Source organism: Sphingobacterium sp. GQ94, assembly GCF_059758715.1.
Window position 1 is genome coordinate 17,351 of the sequence record NZ_JCAXEC010000015.1, and the last position, 17,838, is coordinate 35,188.

Here is a 17,838-nt window from a genome sequence, read left to right on the forward strand (position 1 = left end):
TCCGGATTGGCTAATTTGTTAACTATTCTGAGGCTAGTGACTACCCGTTTGCTAAAGACAAATGGGCTTCGGGTTTCGCAGACTTATGCTTTGTTACCAAAGTCTTATTTCAGTCTCCACCTGTGTGATCGCCAGTTCCTGACGATATTATTTTTAATCCTTCTTTGAGAATATTTTTTGCAGCGTTTAAATCACGGTCTAAAAGGTGTCCATTCTGGCAAGTCCATTCTCTTATCGAAAGAGTTAAGCGTTGATGTATCCAACCACATTCATAACACGTTTTACTTGATGAAGTGTTTGAATCAGATTTAGACCACATACACTTTCTAATTCGTTATGTTCCACGTCTATCTATTACTTCTATTGTTCGTAAGTTAAAGCACGAATCTACTTACCATATTTGGCATTCAACTCATAAGTCTTTCTTATCTAAACATTTTTGGAAAGAACATACTTTCTGGTCAGATGGATACTTTGTTTGTTCTATTGGTGAAGCATCTCCTGAGACCATTCGTGAGTACATACTCAATCAGGGGTAGTCGCTTACATCCCACAGGCTAAAGACCTCTGGGTTTTACGCTCTATTTTATAAATTCTACTGAACCTAACCCCATTCAGTTATTGTACGTATTCTTCTGCTAAGATGACATTTGAAGGATTGTTCGGATCATAAAGAATTCTAATTTCATGCTGTCCTATTTTGTGCAGGTTTATTAAGCTAACAATTTTTTTGAATTTACATCTCTGTATATTACCCTTTTTATCTAGATACTCCACTATAAACTTTATTTCAGGTTGGTCATTAATGGAAGTTCCCGTTGGTTCTGCCTTGAGTACCTGAGCCTTTGCTAATAACCCTTTAAATAACAATATGGCATCTTGTTTTTGCGCAGAACCTAATCCCCCATAAGGTTTCTCATAGGGTAGCAATAAAATCACCCAACCTAAGGAAATGCCAAAAAAAGGAATAGTAAGCCAGGGATGAAAAAAATGTAAAAACCGCCATCCGGAACCGTTCGATTGAAGCCAATAGGTAAGTACTAAATAAAGTATGCAGAAAGTTATCAAACCTATAAATCCCCAATAAGAACCGGGTATGGGTTGTTTTCCTCGCTCAAGCATAATCTCTTCAGGCAAAATAATTGGTGCTCGAAGTTGTGGATCAATTCTCATCTTCAAAAATTCTCCTTCCTGGAACCGATTTTTCTCAGGCATAGTGTCTCTTATTTCATAGGGAATACGAATCATTGTCCCGCTTAAATTTTTTAAACTTATTTCTAAATCCAAAACTTGTAATCCGGTCTTTTCATTATCAATAATTTTACGCTCAATGCGAGCAACTATAGGTATTCCCTGATTTAAAATTGCGCTAATATTTGCATATTCTTTTCGCAAAGGTCTTATTAGACCACGATAATAAGCGGTAATAAAGCAACTCCAGAGAATTATTCCCAGCAATAAATAGAACATCGCCAGCCAAGGTGAAGACCTTGTATTAAAACCTGATGAAGTCCATGGGATATATTCAAAAAACATCGGAAAAATGAAGACAAAAAAAAGGATATATCCAATCCAAAATCTACTTGACATATTTAATTAATTTCTTTGGTATTCAATATTTTTCAAATCAATTTGTGCACGAATGCTATACTCTTTCCGATCTCCAGAAAGTGAGGCCCGCCACTCGGGTTCATCGGAAGCTATTAGGTAAACATGTGTAGGGATAGGAGCTCCTTCAATGTCTTTTCGCTTGTGTTCTATTTCCATGAGAAGTTTGTATACATTGGAAAATTTAAGGTCATTTAAAGGGAAAAGCTGAGACGAGAATTGTTGTTCTGCAGGACTACGAACGGGAGTTGGCGCTAACCATTCACCCTTTTTATAGCTGTAAGCATCCAAATTTTCCTTTTGAAGTGGATCTTGTATTGTTAGATTTATCCGGCCGTCTGCGTAGAAATGAATCGAAGAAATATAATAAATAGTCCTGTCTTTTAGATTAGGTAAACGCTGTAATTTCACCTGCGCATCCGCTAAATAAACGCTGTCTAAAAGAAAATTTTCCTCTTCAGGTTCCAGGGGTTCCAAAGATTCCTGTGGTGCTGTGAACTCTTTTTTATTCTGCTGGGGTTCGGTCTGATCATTAATTTCTTTCCTTGGTTTATCTGATTTAAATGTATCGAGGATACTTTGCTTGATCTGTTGGCAACTTGGAAATAATATGAGCCCAAAAATGAAGGTTAAGAAGAACAAGTTTTTTCTCATAAGGATATACTGAATAGGTTCCCCAAAAGTGGATATCCAAATTTAAATACAATCGCATCAAGCTGGAAGCTGAAAATGCCTCAAAGTAAGTTAAAAGCGTGCTCAATTGACTACAAAGTGACTACAGGGAACCAAAAAACATTTATCTATTAAGAAAAAAGGTGGGTGCCGTTTCTTGGCGAAAAGCAAAAACAATCCATTAAAAAACACAGATTTAGTTGGTGTTAATTTCAACGCTCATCTTGAAAGCCGCTTTTATCTCCCGAGGATTCCATTGTTAAGGATTCCGTACAAAATTTCAATGTTTCAAAAAAACCAACTCCATCAAGTTCATTTTTTAAAGCATTCTTCTGATTATGCGAAAGTGTTTGCAGAGGAAGCCTGGAATGACCCATATGAAATCCAATCATTTCCATAATAGCTCTTTGGGCAGGAATCGGCCCATATTTTACAATGAGTTTAATCATTTTAATGGCCTGGTAGTGCACCTGTTGCGCCTCTTGGTGTCTTCCTTGCGAGAAAAGCTGGATTACTTTTAAATAAAGAGGTGCCGCATAATTATAGGTACTCCCAATTGCTCCATTGGCACCTACAGCCAAGGCTGGCAACAGTAACTCATCAAATCCAAAAAGCATATCATATTTATCCGCGCATAGCTGTAGGCCATCCTGGTATTCATGAATGGAGCTAGAGGTGAACTTTATCCCTGCAAAGTTCGGTAAGAGTTCACCTAATTTAGGGATAAAGGTGTCCAGATTCACCTGGACCCCCGTTATATGGGGAATATGATAATAGTAAAAGGGCAATCTAGGGGCTGAATTCGCAATTTCAGCTAAGCTGGAAAGTAATATATCTTCATTTGCAGGCTTAAAATAAAAGGCACAAACGGAGGAAATTGCGTCCGCACCGATTTCTTGGGCATGTCGCGCCAATTCTTTAGCTTGTTCAATAGAACTATGTCCGACATGGACAATAATTTTCACCTTAGTGCCTGCAGATTTTACAAATTGCTGCGCTATTTCTTTCCTTTCGTTCATGGTTAAACTTAATCCCTCCCCATTTGTTCCACAGACAAATATCCCTTTGAGACCTTGTGTGATTAAGTGTTTCGTTATTTTTGGAATGTAGGCCAGATCAACTGATCCATTTGAATGATAAGCTGTAAAGGCTGCAGCTACCAGGCCATTTATTTTAAAGGCAGCAGAAAATCTCATAAAATATCTTTATTTAGTTTCGACAGGGTATCAAGGTGTGGACGAAGGTGGTCTTCCATTCCTTTTTTGAAGGCATCTTTGTCCCCTGTTCTTATTAATTCGACTAAATCAGCATGACTCACATTTGGCGTGATGAGCCGCTTTTCCGTTTTAATCACATAATCAAACAAAGGCATCAACATGGATTGAAATCTTTTAAGAGTTTCATTTCCTGTAATTTCATACAGTTTGCCATGAAATGCAATCTCATTTTTAATTCTAAAAGACGTATCATCTGCTTGTTCGTTCTTCACGATGCGATCCAACTCATCCAAATGCTTACTTTCAACGCGCATAAAAAGTAAGTCGGCTATGCCTAACTCTAGGACCAAGCGCAACTCAAAGATATCATGGAGTGTTGTTTTATCCAGCAATTGAGGTTGCAGCACTTTCTCGAAACTCCCGAGCACATCTGGATTTGCAAGAATCATCCCCCGTTTCTTTTTGGAGGTAATCAGGCCTAGCATGCGCAAGCGACTAAGCGCTTCGCGTAAAATATTGCGACTAACACCCAGTGCTTCTGCAATTTCCATCTCTGTTGGCAAGCTATCTCCTGAAGTTAATTTCTTTTTAATTAGATATTCACGGAGCTTAACCTCAACCAGGTCAGTTAATGAGGTTATCTGTATTTGTTTGAACCCAAAACTATCCTTTGTTCCCATTTAAATTCCTTAATGCAAAATTGTTATTTATATTATTTTCCAATAAACTCCGAGATAGGTATTTTTTGAAAAACCATATCTGCTTGACTACTTTCATAAAGAATGCCAATAGTTTTTTGATCCACGGAAGTGATACAAGAATAGCCCCTGCTGCTCCATTCATCTAACAAAATATGACTAGATTTTGGCCAATCCTGACCAAAATTAAAACTTGCTTGCACGGTCATATGATCCCTGTTATAAACGGAATGTGGATTACTAAAGAACAGTATCTCCTTGGTATTCGTGTCTTTACTATATGCATGCTTATGCAAACTCGCCATACAGGTTGGTTCAATCAAGGTATTTAATGAGGTAGAATGTTCTTGCCAGCTCTCGCCCAAATCTTTCGTCACCGCAACCGCTCTTCCGTTATTTGGTTCCGCTAATCCTCGATTTCTATTTGCACGCATATTTAACATTAACACACCCTTTTGTAATTCAACAACAGCACATTCTGTGGTCCCCTTCTCAAGGTGAATGGCCTGTTTTGAACTGTACCAGGTCTTTCCTTGATCTCTACTATAGGTAATGTTAGAAAATGGAAGTCCATGTTCATCTCTACCCTGAGTTGGGAACACAAGTGTTCCATCCTCCATGGTAATACCTTGTCCTGGGGCTGGGGCCCACAACCACCATTCTTGTTTTTTTCCTTGTTTAGTTATATTGACCGGTTCAGACCAGCTCAATCCATCATCAGTGCTTTTGGTAATCAGGAATTGGGAGGTTTGCTTCACATCAAATCCAGGTTGGGAACCTTTGGTTCTCCATTGATGGTTCCAGTTTGTACTCGTGTCCGAGAGCCCCTGAACCCACTTCCCTTGTTCATCAATGACGCCATACGACCATAAACCAGCAATATAAATAGTACCCGACTTTTTATCTACTAAAATAGCGGCATCCGAGACTCCGTTAAACTTTTCAGGAAGACCTCCCCACGCCCCCATATCCAATGCAATTTTAATCGGTTGCCAGGTTTCACCTTGATCTGTACTCCGTTGAACAGCAATGTCCATATGTCCTTGCAAATCTCTTGCACTTTCATACCGGGCATCATAAATGGCAAGCAGTGTTCCTTTATTGGTGGTCGCTAACCCTGGAATCCTGGAGGTGTGTACCCTGTCCTGCCCATGATTACGCAAAGCATAGCCCAACCTATATACGTGATGGTTCAGATAATTTGCCGAGATTAATTGATCAGAAAGATATGCAGCCTCCAACCGTACTGAAACCTTGTGCAACAAATCGGCATTTTCTTTTAGTCCTAAACAGATCCAAAAATAGATAGGGCCTGTATGTTCAATTTTGTGATTAACCCGTAAATTTACATTGAACGCAGAACCATTATGTTTGCTTAATGGTATAAGACTCTGCAGTTTCGATTTTAGACTGGAATCAGATCCGCTAGTGAATAACTGAATCCCTGTAATATCCTTTAAGTCGGTACTTCCATTAAGAGAAAGTTTGAGACCATTAAATATTTTACCTAGATCATGGTGATCCAATTCGAGTTTAATTCGCATCACGGGGTTTGCGGATTTTCCGCTGAGCAAGGGTAGTTCGAAATAGTTGATTTCAAGTTTACTCGCCGTAGCATCTTGCCAATTGAAACAAAAAACAAAGAACAATAAGAATAATCTGGTTTTTTTCATTGGATAGTTTTTTAAATGGTATCCTAATTGTTTATAAATCTGGGTTTATTAAAAAAATAAAGTAACGGTCTTATAGGCTAATAACAGTTAATTTTTGCCCTTAATTTTATGCTAACTACAATTTGAACCCAGGTAGCAAAAAATATTTCCCTCTTTTATAGGGATTAAATTAATGACAATAATTAGTATATATGTACTACATATAATCAAATATAAATAAAACTTTTCCTTTCACAAATAACGTTTAAGTTTTCAATTCTCATTCCACTTCACCGGGAAACAGGTAAATGCATTCCGTTGAGGGAATCATTTTGCGAAAATCTCTGAAATTAATTTAGGCAGACAGAGGGACCAAAAAATATCCCTAAAAGATCGAAAGAAAGCGTGTTAATCCGTTTAAAAATTAATCTGAGGGTGTTTCTAAACTAGACCTGAAACCCTAACGAAATAGTTTTAACTTTCCTTCCAATAGAGATTGATTGAATTGGGCAATCTTCGTTTTATGCAATACAGCAGACAATTCTTCTCTGATTTTTTTAAAATCTTCATGCAATGGACAGGGATGAACTTCCGTACATTCCATTAAGCCAAGAGCACAACCAACAAACAGCTGAGAACCATCTAAGGCATTTACGACATGTGCTAAGGTATACTCCATTTCTTTCTGAGTGACATAAAATCCTCCAGAAGGACCTCTAGTCGATAGAATTAACCCATTTCTAGCTAACTCCTGCAAAATTTTTCCAAGAAAAGCCTCAGGAGAACCGGTATGTTTTGCGATCTCGGTAATTCCAACTTTCTTTCCTTCATTAGATACACTGGCAATGTAAAAAACTGCTCTCAAAGCGTATTCTGTTGTTTTCGAAAAAATTCCCATGACGCAAAATTAGGAAATTATAAGATGCTATTCATAAAATAACAGTAAAAGTAGGTGAGGGTAAACCTCTTGGGGTATTTAAGCGGAAAAATGAGATAAAATAAAAGACAAAAATATCTTTTATTTATAATAATTGCCCTAACTTTGTCTTGAATTCAGCGATTACTGAATGGGAACAACCTTTAAAAAGAATTCGCTAAACACTGTAGTCAACCATGGAGCACTTAGAAAAAAAACGCATTCTTGAAATCCAGGATTTTGAAAGCTCACCATTTCATACAAGCCATCATATACTCTCTTACTTGTGTCAGCTAATACGCATGGGACAAGAATCAGCTGTAGTTCCAACTCGGATAAATAAACGTGTTCAGCATATCTGGAATATCCAAGTAACACCACTTTTAGATTTCGAACAGCAATGGATATTCCCTTTAGTCAAGAATCCAAAGGAGCTTGAAATAGCGTTCTCTCAACATAGGAGACTCGGCAGGTTAGTTAGAGGAAATCATGTTGATCTAAAAACCTTGAATAGGCTAGAAGAATATTTGGAAACGCATATTCGTTTTGAGCAGAAAATACATCTGCACCTTTCTCCAAATCAACATACTCATATCATGTCTCAATGCCCAAAAATCCCTAAGCTCAGGATTGATGATATTTTATGGTAAATAGGGTCACGCAGTAGGAAAGGAGAGAAAAAAATCAACTATAATCAAAGTTAATAATAGAATAATAATTGGACATGACAGAAGCACAAAAACAATTGATCAAAATGACCATTCCCGTTTTAAGAGAGAACGGAGTGGCCTTAACAAGTTATTTCTACCAACGGATGTTTAGAGATAACCCCGAATTGAAACATGTTTTTAATATGGGGAACCAACAATCAGGAAAACAGCAGTCTGCACTTGCTTTAGCCGTGTTGGCTTACGCCGAAAACATTGATAATCCCAGTGTTTTGATGGGAGCTATTTCACATATCGGGCAAAAACACACCAGTCTTGATATTCGTCCTGAACATTATCAAATTGTCGGACATCACTTAATATCTTCGATCAAAGAGGTATTGGGAGATGGTGCCTCCGAGGAACTTTTGGAAGCTTGGAACAAGGCTTATGGGGATCTAGCTAATTTGATGAGTGGACATGAACAAAAAATCTACCAAGAGAAGGTCTCACAAAAAGGAGGCTGGAGTGGCTGGCGCCCATTTGTAATCAAAAATAAAATTAAAGAATCAGATGAAATCACCTCATTTTTACTCTATCCAAGCGATGGGGGTCCTATTGCGCAACACCTGCCAGGACAATTTGTAAGCGTTCGTTTATTTTTACCAGAGTTAAATTTATTACAACCCAGACAATACAGCATCTCCTGCTCTCCCAACGGAGAATATTACAGAATTTCGGTTAAAAAAGAGGCTGGTTCTAAGCACCCAAATGGATTGATAAGCAATCGCTTGCACGAACATATCAAAATCGGGGACCTCATTGAACTGACCTCTCCTTCAGGAAAATTTGTTTTGCAAAAGCAAACCAAAGGACCATCGGTTTTAATTAGTGGTGGGGTAGGACAAACACCGTTACTCTCGATGTTGGAGGAATTGGTCTATAGAGAGAAAGGCAATAAAAAAATCGTATGGGTTCATGGTTGCAGGAACGAACATGTACATGCCTTCAAAGAGCATATTCAAGAATTAAATCAAGTGACCGACCGGTTAGATCAACATATATTCTATGAAACACCACCGAGCAATGACCAACAGATCTTAAAAGGAATGGTAGAATTGGAGAGCGTGCGCGAGAGCATTTTACTAGATCAGGCTTCCTATTATATTTGCGGTCCAGCGGGTTTTATTAAAAAGCATTATGACTATTTAAAAGATTCTGGAGTGAGCGTAGAGAACATTCATTTTGAAGAATTTGGTCCCGCCTCTTTAAGTTTAAATTAATACATATGAATTGGATTACCGCTCAATTTGTATTGGGCGGTAATTATCTACCGCTTATTAGGTAGTCATTCTCGCTTTGTAAAACTCAAAAGTATACACGTTATATGGAAGCATCTTTTTCGCAAGATATTGCGAAAAATAACTACAGATCAATAAGGGCAACAGCAACAAGTAGCCTCCAGGTGCTATACTGCAAATTAAAAACGTAGATGTTAAGGGCGCATAAATCGAGGCCGAGAGTGTAGCGGCTGCACCAATTAGCGCCATATTTAATGGAACCAAAGACAAACCGAAATAAGAATTTCCGAGCCAGGCAACCGATAAGCCCAATAAAGCACCCGCAACAATACTAGGGGCAAATACACCACCATCTCCTCCCGCCCCCAGCGTCAGAGCTGATGCCAGTGGTTTTAAAATCGCAATGGTCAATAACAAACCAATGAATGGCGCATTGGAATGTAAAACTTCATTTAACCCGTGATAGCTATCCCCGTACAAAATGGGAAAAAAATAAATCATTGTCCCCACAGACAGCGCTCCCAGATTTACCCTTAAAAAATTATTATTTATGTTACCAAAGATTAACTTCATCCGGGTTACAAGAAAGGTAAAATAAACCGATAGAACAGAGCTAAGCGCACTCAGTAAAATAAAAAGTGGAAGAGCTTTCCAGCTCCAATCTACAGCAGGACTATGAATAATTGGCTCATTTTTAAACAAATAAACGACTAAACAGGAAGCCAATGTTGCGCTTAAAGTGCACAGCAAAATGGTCTTATTGATTTTGCGGCTAATCACTTCCAAGGCAAACAGACAACCGCCTAAAGGACTGCAGAACAAGACCGATACACCTGCGGCAACGCCCGCACAAATGAGTTCCCGTTTAAACATTTTAGCCGAAAAGCTTTTGGAGTAAAAAGCATTCCCAACTGTGGCCGAGGCGACTACCGTTGACACCTCAATTCCTGTTGATCCCCCAAAAATGACTGTTAGAAATCCATTTAGATAATGGGAAGGTACTTTAAAAAAAGGCAAGTGATCTTTACGATGATCCAATGTTTTATAAATTTCCGTTATCCCTTTATTCTTACGGCCTTTAAACAAATATTTCCGTAAAAAATAGATACTGGTAATGCCAATGGTGGGTGCTAGAATAAGCAAAAGCCGATTGTAGCCGGTGATGGAGTTAAAAATGTTAATCTCCGCATATTCCGTTGCAAACTTTAAGGAATAAGCCAACAAAGCACAAGTTAATCCAATTAAAGTAGCTGCTAAAAAAAGTTTGAAGTAATGAGGGTATATTATTGCTCTCCTATTCATGGTGAGTTGAGTTTTTTTAACCTTGATAGAAAGGTTGTAAGAAAACAGCTCTCTGGAGCAAGGACGGCCAAAGTTATATATAAATACTCATTTTTCCGATTTTTAACAGGTAGAAAATGAAAGAAACCTAATTTGGACATTAAATTGAAGTGTACCCGTTTGCTAAAGACAAATGGGCTTCGGGTTTCGCAGATTTTGAAATTGAAGTGTTCGAATCAGATTTAGACCACATACACTTTCTAATTCGTTATGTTCCACGTCTGTCTATTACTTCTATTGTTCGTAAGTTAAAGCACGAATCTACTTACCATATTTGGCATTCAACTCATAAGTCTTTCTTATCTAAACATTTTTGGAAAGAACATACTTTCTGCTCAGATGGATACTTTGTTTGTTCTATTGGTGAAGCATCTCCTGAGACCATTCGTGAGTACATACTCAATCAGGGGTAGTCGCTTACATCCCACAGGCTAAAGACCTCTGGGTTTTACGCTCTATTTTATAAAAAGATCCAAAAAACAAGAATTATGTCATTAAATCGAGATCCAACGAAAAATAAAACTTTAAATGGTAAATTTGACGATACGGTCTAAGGCAAAAACAAAGTCAATAATGAATAAGATTTTTATTAAGAATATGGTTTGCAACCGCTGCATTAGTGCAGTCCAAACTGAAATGGATAAACTTTCTATTGGAGTGAATAAGATTAAGTTAGGTGAACTTATCCTGGATAAGGAACCGACTTTGGAACAAAAAAAGCAGATGGAAAATGCCCTCAATCTACTTGGCTTTGAGCTCATTGACGACAAAAAAGGCCAGATTATTGAAAAGATAAAGAATAAAATCATCGAACTGGTTCATCATCAGAACAGCGAGATAAAAAGCAATCTCTCGGATGTCTTAAGCGATGAACTTCATCATGATTACAATTATCTATCCAACATCTTTTCTGAAATAGAGGGCACAACAATCGAAAAATATTTTATTGCACAAAAGATCGAACGCGTAAAAGAGCTATTGGTCTATGATGAATTAACATTAAGCGAAATCGCATTTTCATTGAACTATTCCAGTGTAGCATATCTGAGTAACCAGTTCAAAAAAGTGACCGGGCTAACCCCAAGCCATTTCAAAAGTATCAAAGAAGATAAAAGAAAACCGCTGGACCAGGTGTAAATCTTACAAATCAATTCCAAAATTCCACAATAACCTAAAGGAATATTATTGCCAACTTTGTTCTATCAATAAAACATTGTGAATTATGGTAAGCAATAATAAAGAAATTATATACCTACCCCTTGAAAATGTAGAAAGCGAACATTGCGCACTCATTGTGGAAAGCGGTCTTTCAAAGGTAGAGGGCATTCAAAGCCACAAGGTAGAATTAAACAACAATAGGGCAGCGATCACGGTCGATAAAAATGAAACCGTTGAGCAAGCAATTAAAGCAATCAAAGATCTGGGCTATGGTGTAAGCACCATAAAGCAAACCTTTCCCGTACTGGGAATGACCTGTGCCTCATGCGCTAGCAGCGCTCAAAGCATAATCCAAGCTCAACCTGGCGTGGTTCATGCGAGTGTAAATTTTGCGACAACAAACCTGAGTGTTGAGTATTTACCCGGCATGACCGATGTGGCAAAATTACAAAAAGCCGCACAATCCGTTGGGTATGATTTGCTGGTTGAAAAAGAAGAAACGCAGCAACAAACACTCCAAGAAATACACGAAAAGAAATTCCGCACATTAAAGAATAAAACTATCTGGGCTGTTCTGTTATCACTCCCGGTGGTCGTGATCGGGATGTTCTTTATGGACATGCCTTACGCCAATGAGATCATGTGGTTTTTCTCAACGCCAGTTGTTCTTTGGTTAGGAAAGGATTTTTTCATTAATGCTTTCAAACAGGCAAAACACCGTTCTGCTAATATGGATACCTTAGTTGCCCTGAGTACTGGTATCGCCTATTTATTTAGTGTGTTCAATATGTTATTTTCAGAATTCTGGCATCAAAGGGGATTACATGCGCATGTTTATTTTGAGGCAGCAGCCGTCATCATTGCCTTTATCCTATTGGGTAAACTATTGGAAGAAAAGGCGAAAGGAAATACTTCCTCCGCCATAAAAAAACTAATAGGATTGCAACCAAAAACGGTTGTTATCATAAATCAGGATGGTAACGAACAAGAAACTGCGATTGAAAACGTGCATGTTGGTGATTTAATTTTGGTGAAACCAGGTGAAAAAATAGCTGTAGACGGACTGGTCGTATCAGGAAACTCCTATGTGGACGAGAGTATGTTAAGCGGTGAACCGGCGGCGGTTCTGAAAAAAGAAAACGAGAAGGTATTTGCTGGAACCATAAACCAAAAGGGAAGCTTTCAATTTAAGGCTGAAAAAGTGGGCAAAGAAACCATGCTCGCCCAGATCATAAAAATGGTACAAGAAGCACAGGGGAGCAAAGCTCCCGTCCAAAAGCTGGTGGATAAGATTGCTAGTGTTTTTGTCCCTGTTGTATTGGGCATTGCCATCCTGACCTTCCTTTTATGGCTATTTTTGGGTGGTGATAACGGAATTGTACAGGGATTACTAGCGGCAGTAACGGTTCTGGTGATCGCATGTCCATGTGCCCTGGGGCTAGCGACTCCAACAGCAATTATGGTTGGTGTTGGTAAAGGAGCCGAAAACGGTATCTTGATAAAGGATGCTGAAAGCTTAGAACTGGCAAAAAAAGTAGATACAATTGTATTGGACAAAACAGGCACGATAACCCAAGGAAAACCTCAGGTAACTGGCAGCGTATGGTTAAACTCTGATGATTCGACTAAAAACATCCTCTGGAGTATTGAAAAACTATCTGAGCACCCTTTAGCAGAGGCTGTAGTTAACCATTTGGGACAACACCCTAAACTAAACTTATCAAATTTCCAAAGTATAACTGGTCAAGGAGCTAAGGCTGATCATGCGAACGAGACCTATTTTGTAGGGAACAAAAAACTGTTGCAAGAAAACAATATTTCTATTGTTAAGGAATTGGAGTTGAAAGAACAGAACTGGGCCGAGCAAGCTAAAACCGTTATTTGGTTTGCTGATAGCAAACAGACCTTAGCGGTACTGGCCATATCAGATCCAATAAAAGAAACCTCCGTTGCAGCCATTAAACAGTTGCAAAATATGGGAATAGAACTGTATATGCTGACCGGGGATAACAAGACAACGGCTAAAGCGATAGCAGAACAAACTGGAATTAAGCAGTATAAAGCAGAAGTCTTGCCCGAGCATAAGGCTGATTTTATCCGAGAACTTCAAGAAAAAGGTAAAATGGTGGCCATGGTAGGCGATGGGATCAACGATAGTACAGCCCTGGCCAGAGCTAACGTAAGCATTGCAATGGGTAAGGGAAGTGATATTGCAATCGAGGTGGCTAAAATGACCATTATTTCCTCAGATCTTTCAAAAATAGCCCAGGCCATAACCTTATCAAAACAAACTGTAGCAACCATTAAGCAAAATCTGTTTTGGGCATTTATCTATAACCTTATTGGCATACCAATTGCCGCAGGTATACTGTATCCCATTAATGGATTCTTATTAAATCCGATGATTGCCGGAGCAGCCATGGCTTTGAGTAGTGTGAGTGTGGTCAGCAACAGTTTGCGCTTGAAATGGAAAAAAACGAATCAGTAAATCTCATAAATCAAACAAGAAATTGTACAACAAAACCAGAAAGATTATCTGGAAATTTGAAATAGTAGAAAACAATTTAAAAAAAACAAAATGGAAAATAAAGAACTTCGATTCAAAACAACCCTTAATTGCGGTGGATGTGTCTCTAAAGTAAAATCAGACCTAGATCAAGCAGAAGGTATACAGGAATGGAATGTAGACATTGATAATGCAGATAAAATTCTCACCGTAAAGGCTAAAGGTATCTCAGAAGATAAGGTAATTGAGATCATCAAAAGCAAAGACTTTAAGGCAGAGTCTCTGAACGGGTAAATTCTAAAACTAATTTAAATCAGCTCAAGATGAAAAAAATAATTTTTGCGATGGCATTCCTGCTATCAGGATTCTCACTATTTGCACAAAATACACAGAATCTACTTCAAAAGTATAATGATGTAAAAAATGCATTGGTAAAAAGTGACAGCAAAATTGCATCAAAAGCGATCCTAAGTTTCCACCAGGCGATAAAGGCCGAAAAAGACTTTGCCCAAAAAGCCGAATTGCTTAAATCTAGTCAGAAATTAAGCACGGCAAAAGGGCTGGAAAAACAAAGAGCTGCGTTTAATGATCTCTCCGAGAACCTCTGGGACCTCGTTAAAGGAACAAAAGGATTATCTCAGATGGTTTATTATCAATATTGTCCAATGAAAAAAGCGTATTGGTTGAGCCTGGAAAAAGAGATCAAAAATCCATATTACGGCTCCTCGATGCTTAGTTGTGGTGAGGTGGTTGAAACAAAATCTTAAACTCAAAGGCATCTCCAATTGAGATGCCTTAATACAAAAATCTAATGTTAAGGCAGGTAATTTCTCAAGATTTTTTCCAGAAAAAAGTCATTCTGATGATGTTTACGCTTTTACTAGCTCATGCATCCTTTTCTCAAAAAGTGGTTCATTATGATCTATACGTAAAAGATACAATCGTTAATTATTCCGGTAAACAAAAAAGAGCCATTGCAGTTAATGGACAAATCCCAATGCCAACGCTGACCTTTACCCAAGGGGATACTGCTGAAATTGTTGTGCATAACCAATTAAAAGAAAGCACATCCTTGCACTGGCATGGCGTGTTTCTCCCGAATATGCAGGATGGCGTACCGTATCTTACACAGATGCCCATACAACCTGGAACAACATATACCTATCGTTTCCCTGTCATTCAAAACGGAACTCATTGGTATCATTCGCACTCTGGCTTCCAGGAACAAATTGGTTTATATGGGAATTTAGTTTTCTTAAAAAAAGCAGATGATAGTACGTTCCGCGAAGGAATTGATGATGTGCCGGCTATTCCTGTAATGCTAAGTGAATGGACAAACCTGAAACCAGAAAATATCCAGCGCATGTTGCATAATGCAAATGATTGGGCCGCCATTAAAAAAAATGCAGTCCAGAGCTATGCAGAAGCTCTATCACAAGGGCACCTCAAGATCAAGCTTACCAATGAATTCAAGCGCATGTTGGCTATGGATGTCAGCGATGTTTATTATGATCGGGTACTCTTGAATGGGGAACACAATTCCCAACTCCAGTCCATTAACGGAGAACCACTGAAGGCAGGAGATAAAGTACGCCTTCGAATAGCAAATGCAGGAGCATCATCCTATTTTTGGCTTCGCTATGCCGCGGGTAAGATGACCGTGGTGGCTAACGATGGAAACGATGTGGAACCTGTGCAAGTAGACCGATTAATGATCGCTGTCTCAGAAACCTATGATGTTATTCTAACGCTTCCAGAAGATGGAAAAGCATATGAATTTATGGCGACCACAGAGGACCGGACCCAATCCACAAGTTATTTCATCGGCAATGGTTCCAAAGTTCATTTGGAAGACTTACCGCGACTGGACTATTTCCAAGGAATGAAGATGATGAACCAGATGATGAAACTAAATGGAGATTTGGATGACATGGGAATGAAAATGAGCCTCCAGCAAATGGACATGAATGCAGTCATGTACCCAGAAATTTCAGCTGGCCACGAACAAGAAGACAAACAAGATCATCAAGGTCACCACAACATGGAAATGCAAGACGACACCACAGACCATCCATCTATGGGAGCAAACACGATCGTTACTTTGAACTATGCCATGTTAAAATCTCCTTATAATACCAGTCTTCCTATAGGTGCTCCTGTGAAAGAATTGACCTTTACCCTTACCGGGAATATGAACCGCTATGTCTGGAGCATGGATAACAAAGTGCTCTCTGAAAGTGATAAAATAGCAGTGAAAAAAGGGGAAATATTACGCATAAAAATTCACAACAATTCAATGATGCGTCATCCAATGCACCTGCATGGCTTTGACTTCAGATTATTGAACGGACAAGGAGAACATGCTCCATTGAAAAATGTAATGGACATCATGCCCATGGAAACCAATACAATAGAATTTTTAGCTGATCAGCAAGGAGATTGGTTCTTTCACTGTCATATTCTATATCACATGATGGCTGGAATGAATAGAGTTTTCCAGGTAGACGACTATAAGAATCCACTATTGCCCGATAAGAACAAAGCCTATAAAATGTTGCAAAAAGAAAGCAATATGCCTCATATAATGGCTGAAAGTGATTTTGCAACCAATGGAATAGATGGTCAGGCCATGGTCCATAATGCACGCTGGAGCTTAGGTACCGAATGGAGTTTAGGGTATAACGATATGCATGGATATGAAGTAGAGACTCATTTGGGGAGATATATTGGAAAGATGCAGTGGTTTCTTCCTTTTGTCGGATTCGATTGGCGTTACCGCAAAATGGGACTGCACGAACAAGAAAAAAATCTATTTGGACAGGTAAATAAGAAAGACAATAGAACTGCAGTAAGTGTTGGTTTTATGTATACCCTACCGATGCTCATTAACTTTCAGGCAGAAGTTTATCACGATGGTATTGTGAGGCTTTCGCTTATGCGTGAAGATATCCCAATTTCCAAAAGAATAAGAGGAGGATTGATGTTTAATACGGACAAAGAATTTATGGGTGAACTGCGCTATATACTGACCAAAAACATCGCTGTAAGAACTCATTATGATAGCGATATGGGTTTTGGTGCCGGATTATCGTTAAGTTATTAGCTAAAACACGAAAAAGATATTGATTAAACCACGTAAATGAAATTGTTTGATGCCCATTTTCACATTATAAACCCTAAATTCCCTCTTGTAGAGAATGAAGGTTATCTACCCGGTGAATTTGCGGTAGAAGATTATATCAACGCAACAAAAAAAAATGATATCGCAGCAGGCGCAATCGTTTCAGGTTCTTTTCAAGCCTTTGATCAAGAATATTTGATAGCGGCGTTAGAACAAATGGGAAACAATTTCTTTGGTGTTGCGAACATTCCGGTCGATATCACCGATGAAGAATTAGAAAGGTTAGACAAGGCTGGTGTACTCGCCGTTCGATTCAATGTAAAAAGAGGCGATTCAAAACAATTAGATCATATTGAAAAACTCTCCAACTTTCTTTTTGAAAAATACGGTTGGCATACCGAACTCTATATTGAAAGTACAGATTTAAATAGCCTAAAATCCATTTTGCAAAATATTCCCCAATTCTCGATTGATCACTTAGGACTTTCAAAAGCTGGTCTTAAGGATCTATATCTTTGGGTGGAACAGGGGGCAAAAGTCAAAGCTACAGGTTTCGGTAGACTTGATTTTGCCCCTATACCCGTAATGAAAACAATTTATCAAATCAATCCAAATGCCTTGTTATTTGGAACTGATTTACCCTCCACTCGCGCCAGAAAACCTTTCTCACAGCGCCACCTCCAATTAATAATAAATAACTTCCGCCCAGACGAATTAGAAATGATCTTGTACACCAATGCGCTAGAATGGTATAAGAAAAAATAACGATTCAAACCTCCTCCGTTAAAAACAAAATTCATTTTTCCGTTTACGTTACAAATACATTAAAAGCATTATATTTGATGTTATCCTTGAAATCTAAAAAAAACAATTAATTCCCTTCTTAATATAAAATATTTTTGTAATTTAGGTTCATTAACTAATTTTTATATAAAAATATAGCCTAATTAAAAAATTATTTTATTAATTGCTTGCCAAATAGATAGGAAGAATTATTTATC

At 38.3% G+C, this 17,838-nt stretch carries 18 protein-coding genes; 10 read left to right on the top strand and 8 right to left on the bottom strand.

What is annotated here, in order from left to right; genetic code table 11:
- Positions 1–109 precede the first annotated feature (109 nt).
- Positions 110–319 (bottom strand): zinc ribbon domain-containing protein, encoded by a 210-nt coding sequence (locus AC6CHH_RS13105; protein WP_498283577.1) that lies wholly within the window; start codon positions 317–319, stop codon positions 110–112.
- Here AC6CHH_RS13105 and tnpA (AC6CHH_RS13110) point away from each other — a divergent pair.
- On the top strand, positions 294–539 hold the full coding sequence (gene tnpA / locus AC6CHH_RS13110) for an IS200/IS605 family transposase (RefSeq protein ID WP_498283579.1): 246 nt from the start codon (positions 294–296) through the stop codon (positions 537–539). The genes AC6CHH_RS13105 and tnpA (AC6CHH_RS13110) overlap by 26 nt on opposite strands.
- A gap of 79 nt (positions 540–618) precedes the next feature.
- Here tnpA (AC6CHH_RS13110) and AC6CHH_RS13115 read toward each other — a convergent pair whose 3' ends face one another.
- The 6 genes from AC6CHH_RS13115 to AC6CHH_RS13140 all read right to left on the bottom strand — a co-directional run bounded on the left by AC6CHH_RS13115 (position 619) and on the right by AC6CHH_RS13140 (position 6,745).
- Complete coding sequence (locus AC6CHH_RS13115) at positions 619–1,590, bottom strand: hypothetical protein (protein ID WP_498283581.1); 972 nt, start codon at positions 1,588–1,590, stop codon at positions 619–621.
- A gap of 6 nt (positions 1,591–1,596) precedes the next feature.
- Complete coding sequence (locus AC6CHH_RS13120; RefSeq protein ID WP_498283583.1) at positions 1,597–2,262, bottom strand: hypothetical protein; 666 nt, start codon at positions 2,260–2,262, stop codon at positions 1,597–1,599.
- 230 nt (positions 2,263–2,492) lie between these two features.
- Positions 2,493–3,476, bottom strand: a complete 984-nt coding sequence (locus tag AC6CHH_RS13125; RefSeq protein ID WP_498283585.1) for a dihydrodipicolinate synthase family protein — start codon at positions 3,474–3,476, stop codon at positions 2,493–2,495.
- Positions 3,473–4,177, bottom strand: coding sequence for a FadR/GntR family transcriptional regulator (locus AC6CHH_RS13130; RefSeq protein WP_498283587.1), 705 nt, complete (start codon positions 4,175–4,177; stop codon positions 3,473–3,475). The genes AC6CHH_RS13125 and AC6CHH_RS13130 overlap by 4 nt, the downstream gene beginning before the upstream one ends.
- A 32-nt stretch (positions 4,178–4,209) precedes the next feature.
- Complete coding sequence (locus tag AC6CHH_RS13135; RefSeq protein WP_498283589.1) at positions 4,210–5,868, bottom strand: exo-alpha-sialidase; 1,659 nt, start codon at positions 5,866–5,868, stop codon at positions 4,210–4,212.
- Between the two features lie 439 nt (positions 5,869–6,307).
- Positions 6,308–6,745: an RrF2 family transcriptional regulator gene (locus AC6CHH_RS13140; protein ID WP_498283591.1), complete on the bottom strand. Its 438-nt coding sequence runs from the start codon at positions 6,743–6,745 to the stop codon at positions 6,308–6,310.
- 215 nt (positions 6,746–6,960) lie between these two features.
- Here AC6CHH_RS13140 and AC6CHH_RS13145 point away from each other — a divergent pair, with 215 nt between their 5' ends.
- Together AC6CHH_RS13145 and hmpA are read left to right on the top strand one after the other, a co-directional pair.
- Positions 6,961–7,413 carry a hypothetical protein gene (locus tag AC6CHH_RS13145; RefSeq protein ID WP_498283593.1) on the top strand — a complete coding sequence of 151 codons (453 nt, stop codon included), beginning with the start codon at positions 6,961–6,963 and terminating at the stop codon, positions 7,411–7,413.
- Between the two features lie 74 nt (positions 7,414–7,487).
- Positions 7,488–8,693 (top strand): NO-inducible flavohemoprotein, encoded by a 1,206-nt coding sequence (hmpA, locus tag AC6CHH_RS13150; protein ID WP_498283595.1) that lies wholly within the window; start codon positions 7,488–7,490, stop codon positions 8,691–8,693.
- Positions 8,694–8,750: 57 nt separating this feature from the next.
- Here hmpA and AC6CHH_RS13155 read toward each other — a convergent pair whose 3' ends face one another.
- The gene (locus tag AC6CHH_RS13155; protein ID WP_498283597.1) at positions 8,751–10,013 is read right to left on the bottom strand and encodes a chloride channel protein; all 1,263 of its coding nucleotides are present in this window, start codon (positions 10,011–10,013) and stop codon (positions 8,751–8,753) included.
- A 149-nt stretch (positions 10,014–10,162) separates the two neighbouring features.
- Between AC6CHH_RS13155 and tnpA (AC6CHH_RS13160) the strand changes: the two genes are divergently transcribed.
- From tnpA (AC6CHH_RS13160) to AC6CHH_RS13190, 7 genes are all read left to right on the top strand, one after another.
- Positions 10,163–10,465, top strand: coding sequence for an IS200/IS605 family transposase (gene tnpA, locus AC6CHH_RS13160; protein ID WP_498283599.1), 303 nt, complete (start codon positions 10,163–10,165; stop codon positions 10,463–10,465).
- A gap of 160 nt (positions 10,466–10,625) precedes the next feature.
- Positions 10,626–11,189 carry a helix-turn-helix domain-containing protein gene (locus AC6CHH_RS13165; protein WP_498283601.1) on the top strand — a complete coding sequence of 188 codons (564 nt, stop codon included), beginning with the start codon at positions 10,626–10,628 and terminating at the stop codon, positions 11,187–11,189.
- An 85-nt stretch (positions 11,190–11,274) separates the two neighbouring features.
- Positions 11,275–13,698: a heavy metal translocating P-type ATPase gene (locus AC6CHH_RS13170; RefSeq protein WP_498283603.1), complete on the top strand. Its 2,424-nt coding sequence runs from the start codon at positions 11,275–11,277 to the stop codon at positions 13,696–13,698.
- A 90-nt stretch (positions 13,699–13,788) separates the two neighbouring features.
- A complete protein-coding gene (locus AC6CHH_RS13175; protein ID WP_498283605.1) occupies positions 13,789–14,010 on the top strand; it encodes a heavy-metal-associated domain-containing protein in 222 nt (73 codons plus the stop codon).
- 29 nt (positions 14,011–14,039) lie between these two features.
- Positions 14,040–14,483, top strand: a complete 444-nt coding sequence (locus AC6CHH_RS13180; RefSeq protein ID WP_498283607.1) for a DUF3347 domain-containing protein — start codon at positions 14,040–14,042, stop codon at positions 14,481–14,483.
- A gap of 95 nt (positions 14,484–14,578) precedes the next feature.
- Entirely contained in the window at positions 14,579–16,819 is a 2,241-nt protein-coding gene (locus AC6CHH_RS13185; protein WP_498283609.1) for a multicopper oxidase domain-containing protein, read from the top strand.
- A 36-nt stretch (positions 16,820–16,855) separates the two neighbouring features.
- Positions 16,856–17,602, top strand: a complete 747-nt coding sequence (locus tag AC6CHH_RS13190; RefSeq protein WP_498283611.1) for an amidohydrolase family protein — start codon at positions 16,856–16,858, stop codon at positions 17,600–17,602.
- The last annotated feature ends 236 nt before the right edge of the window (positions 17,603–17,838 follow it).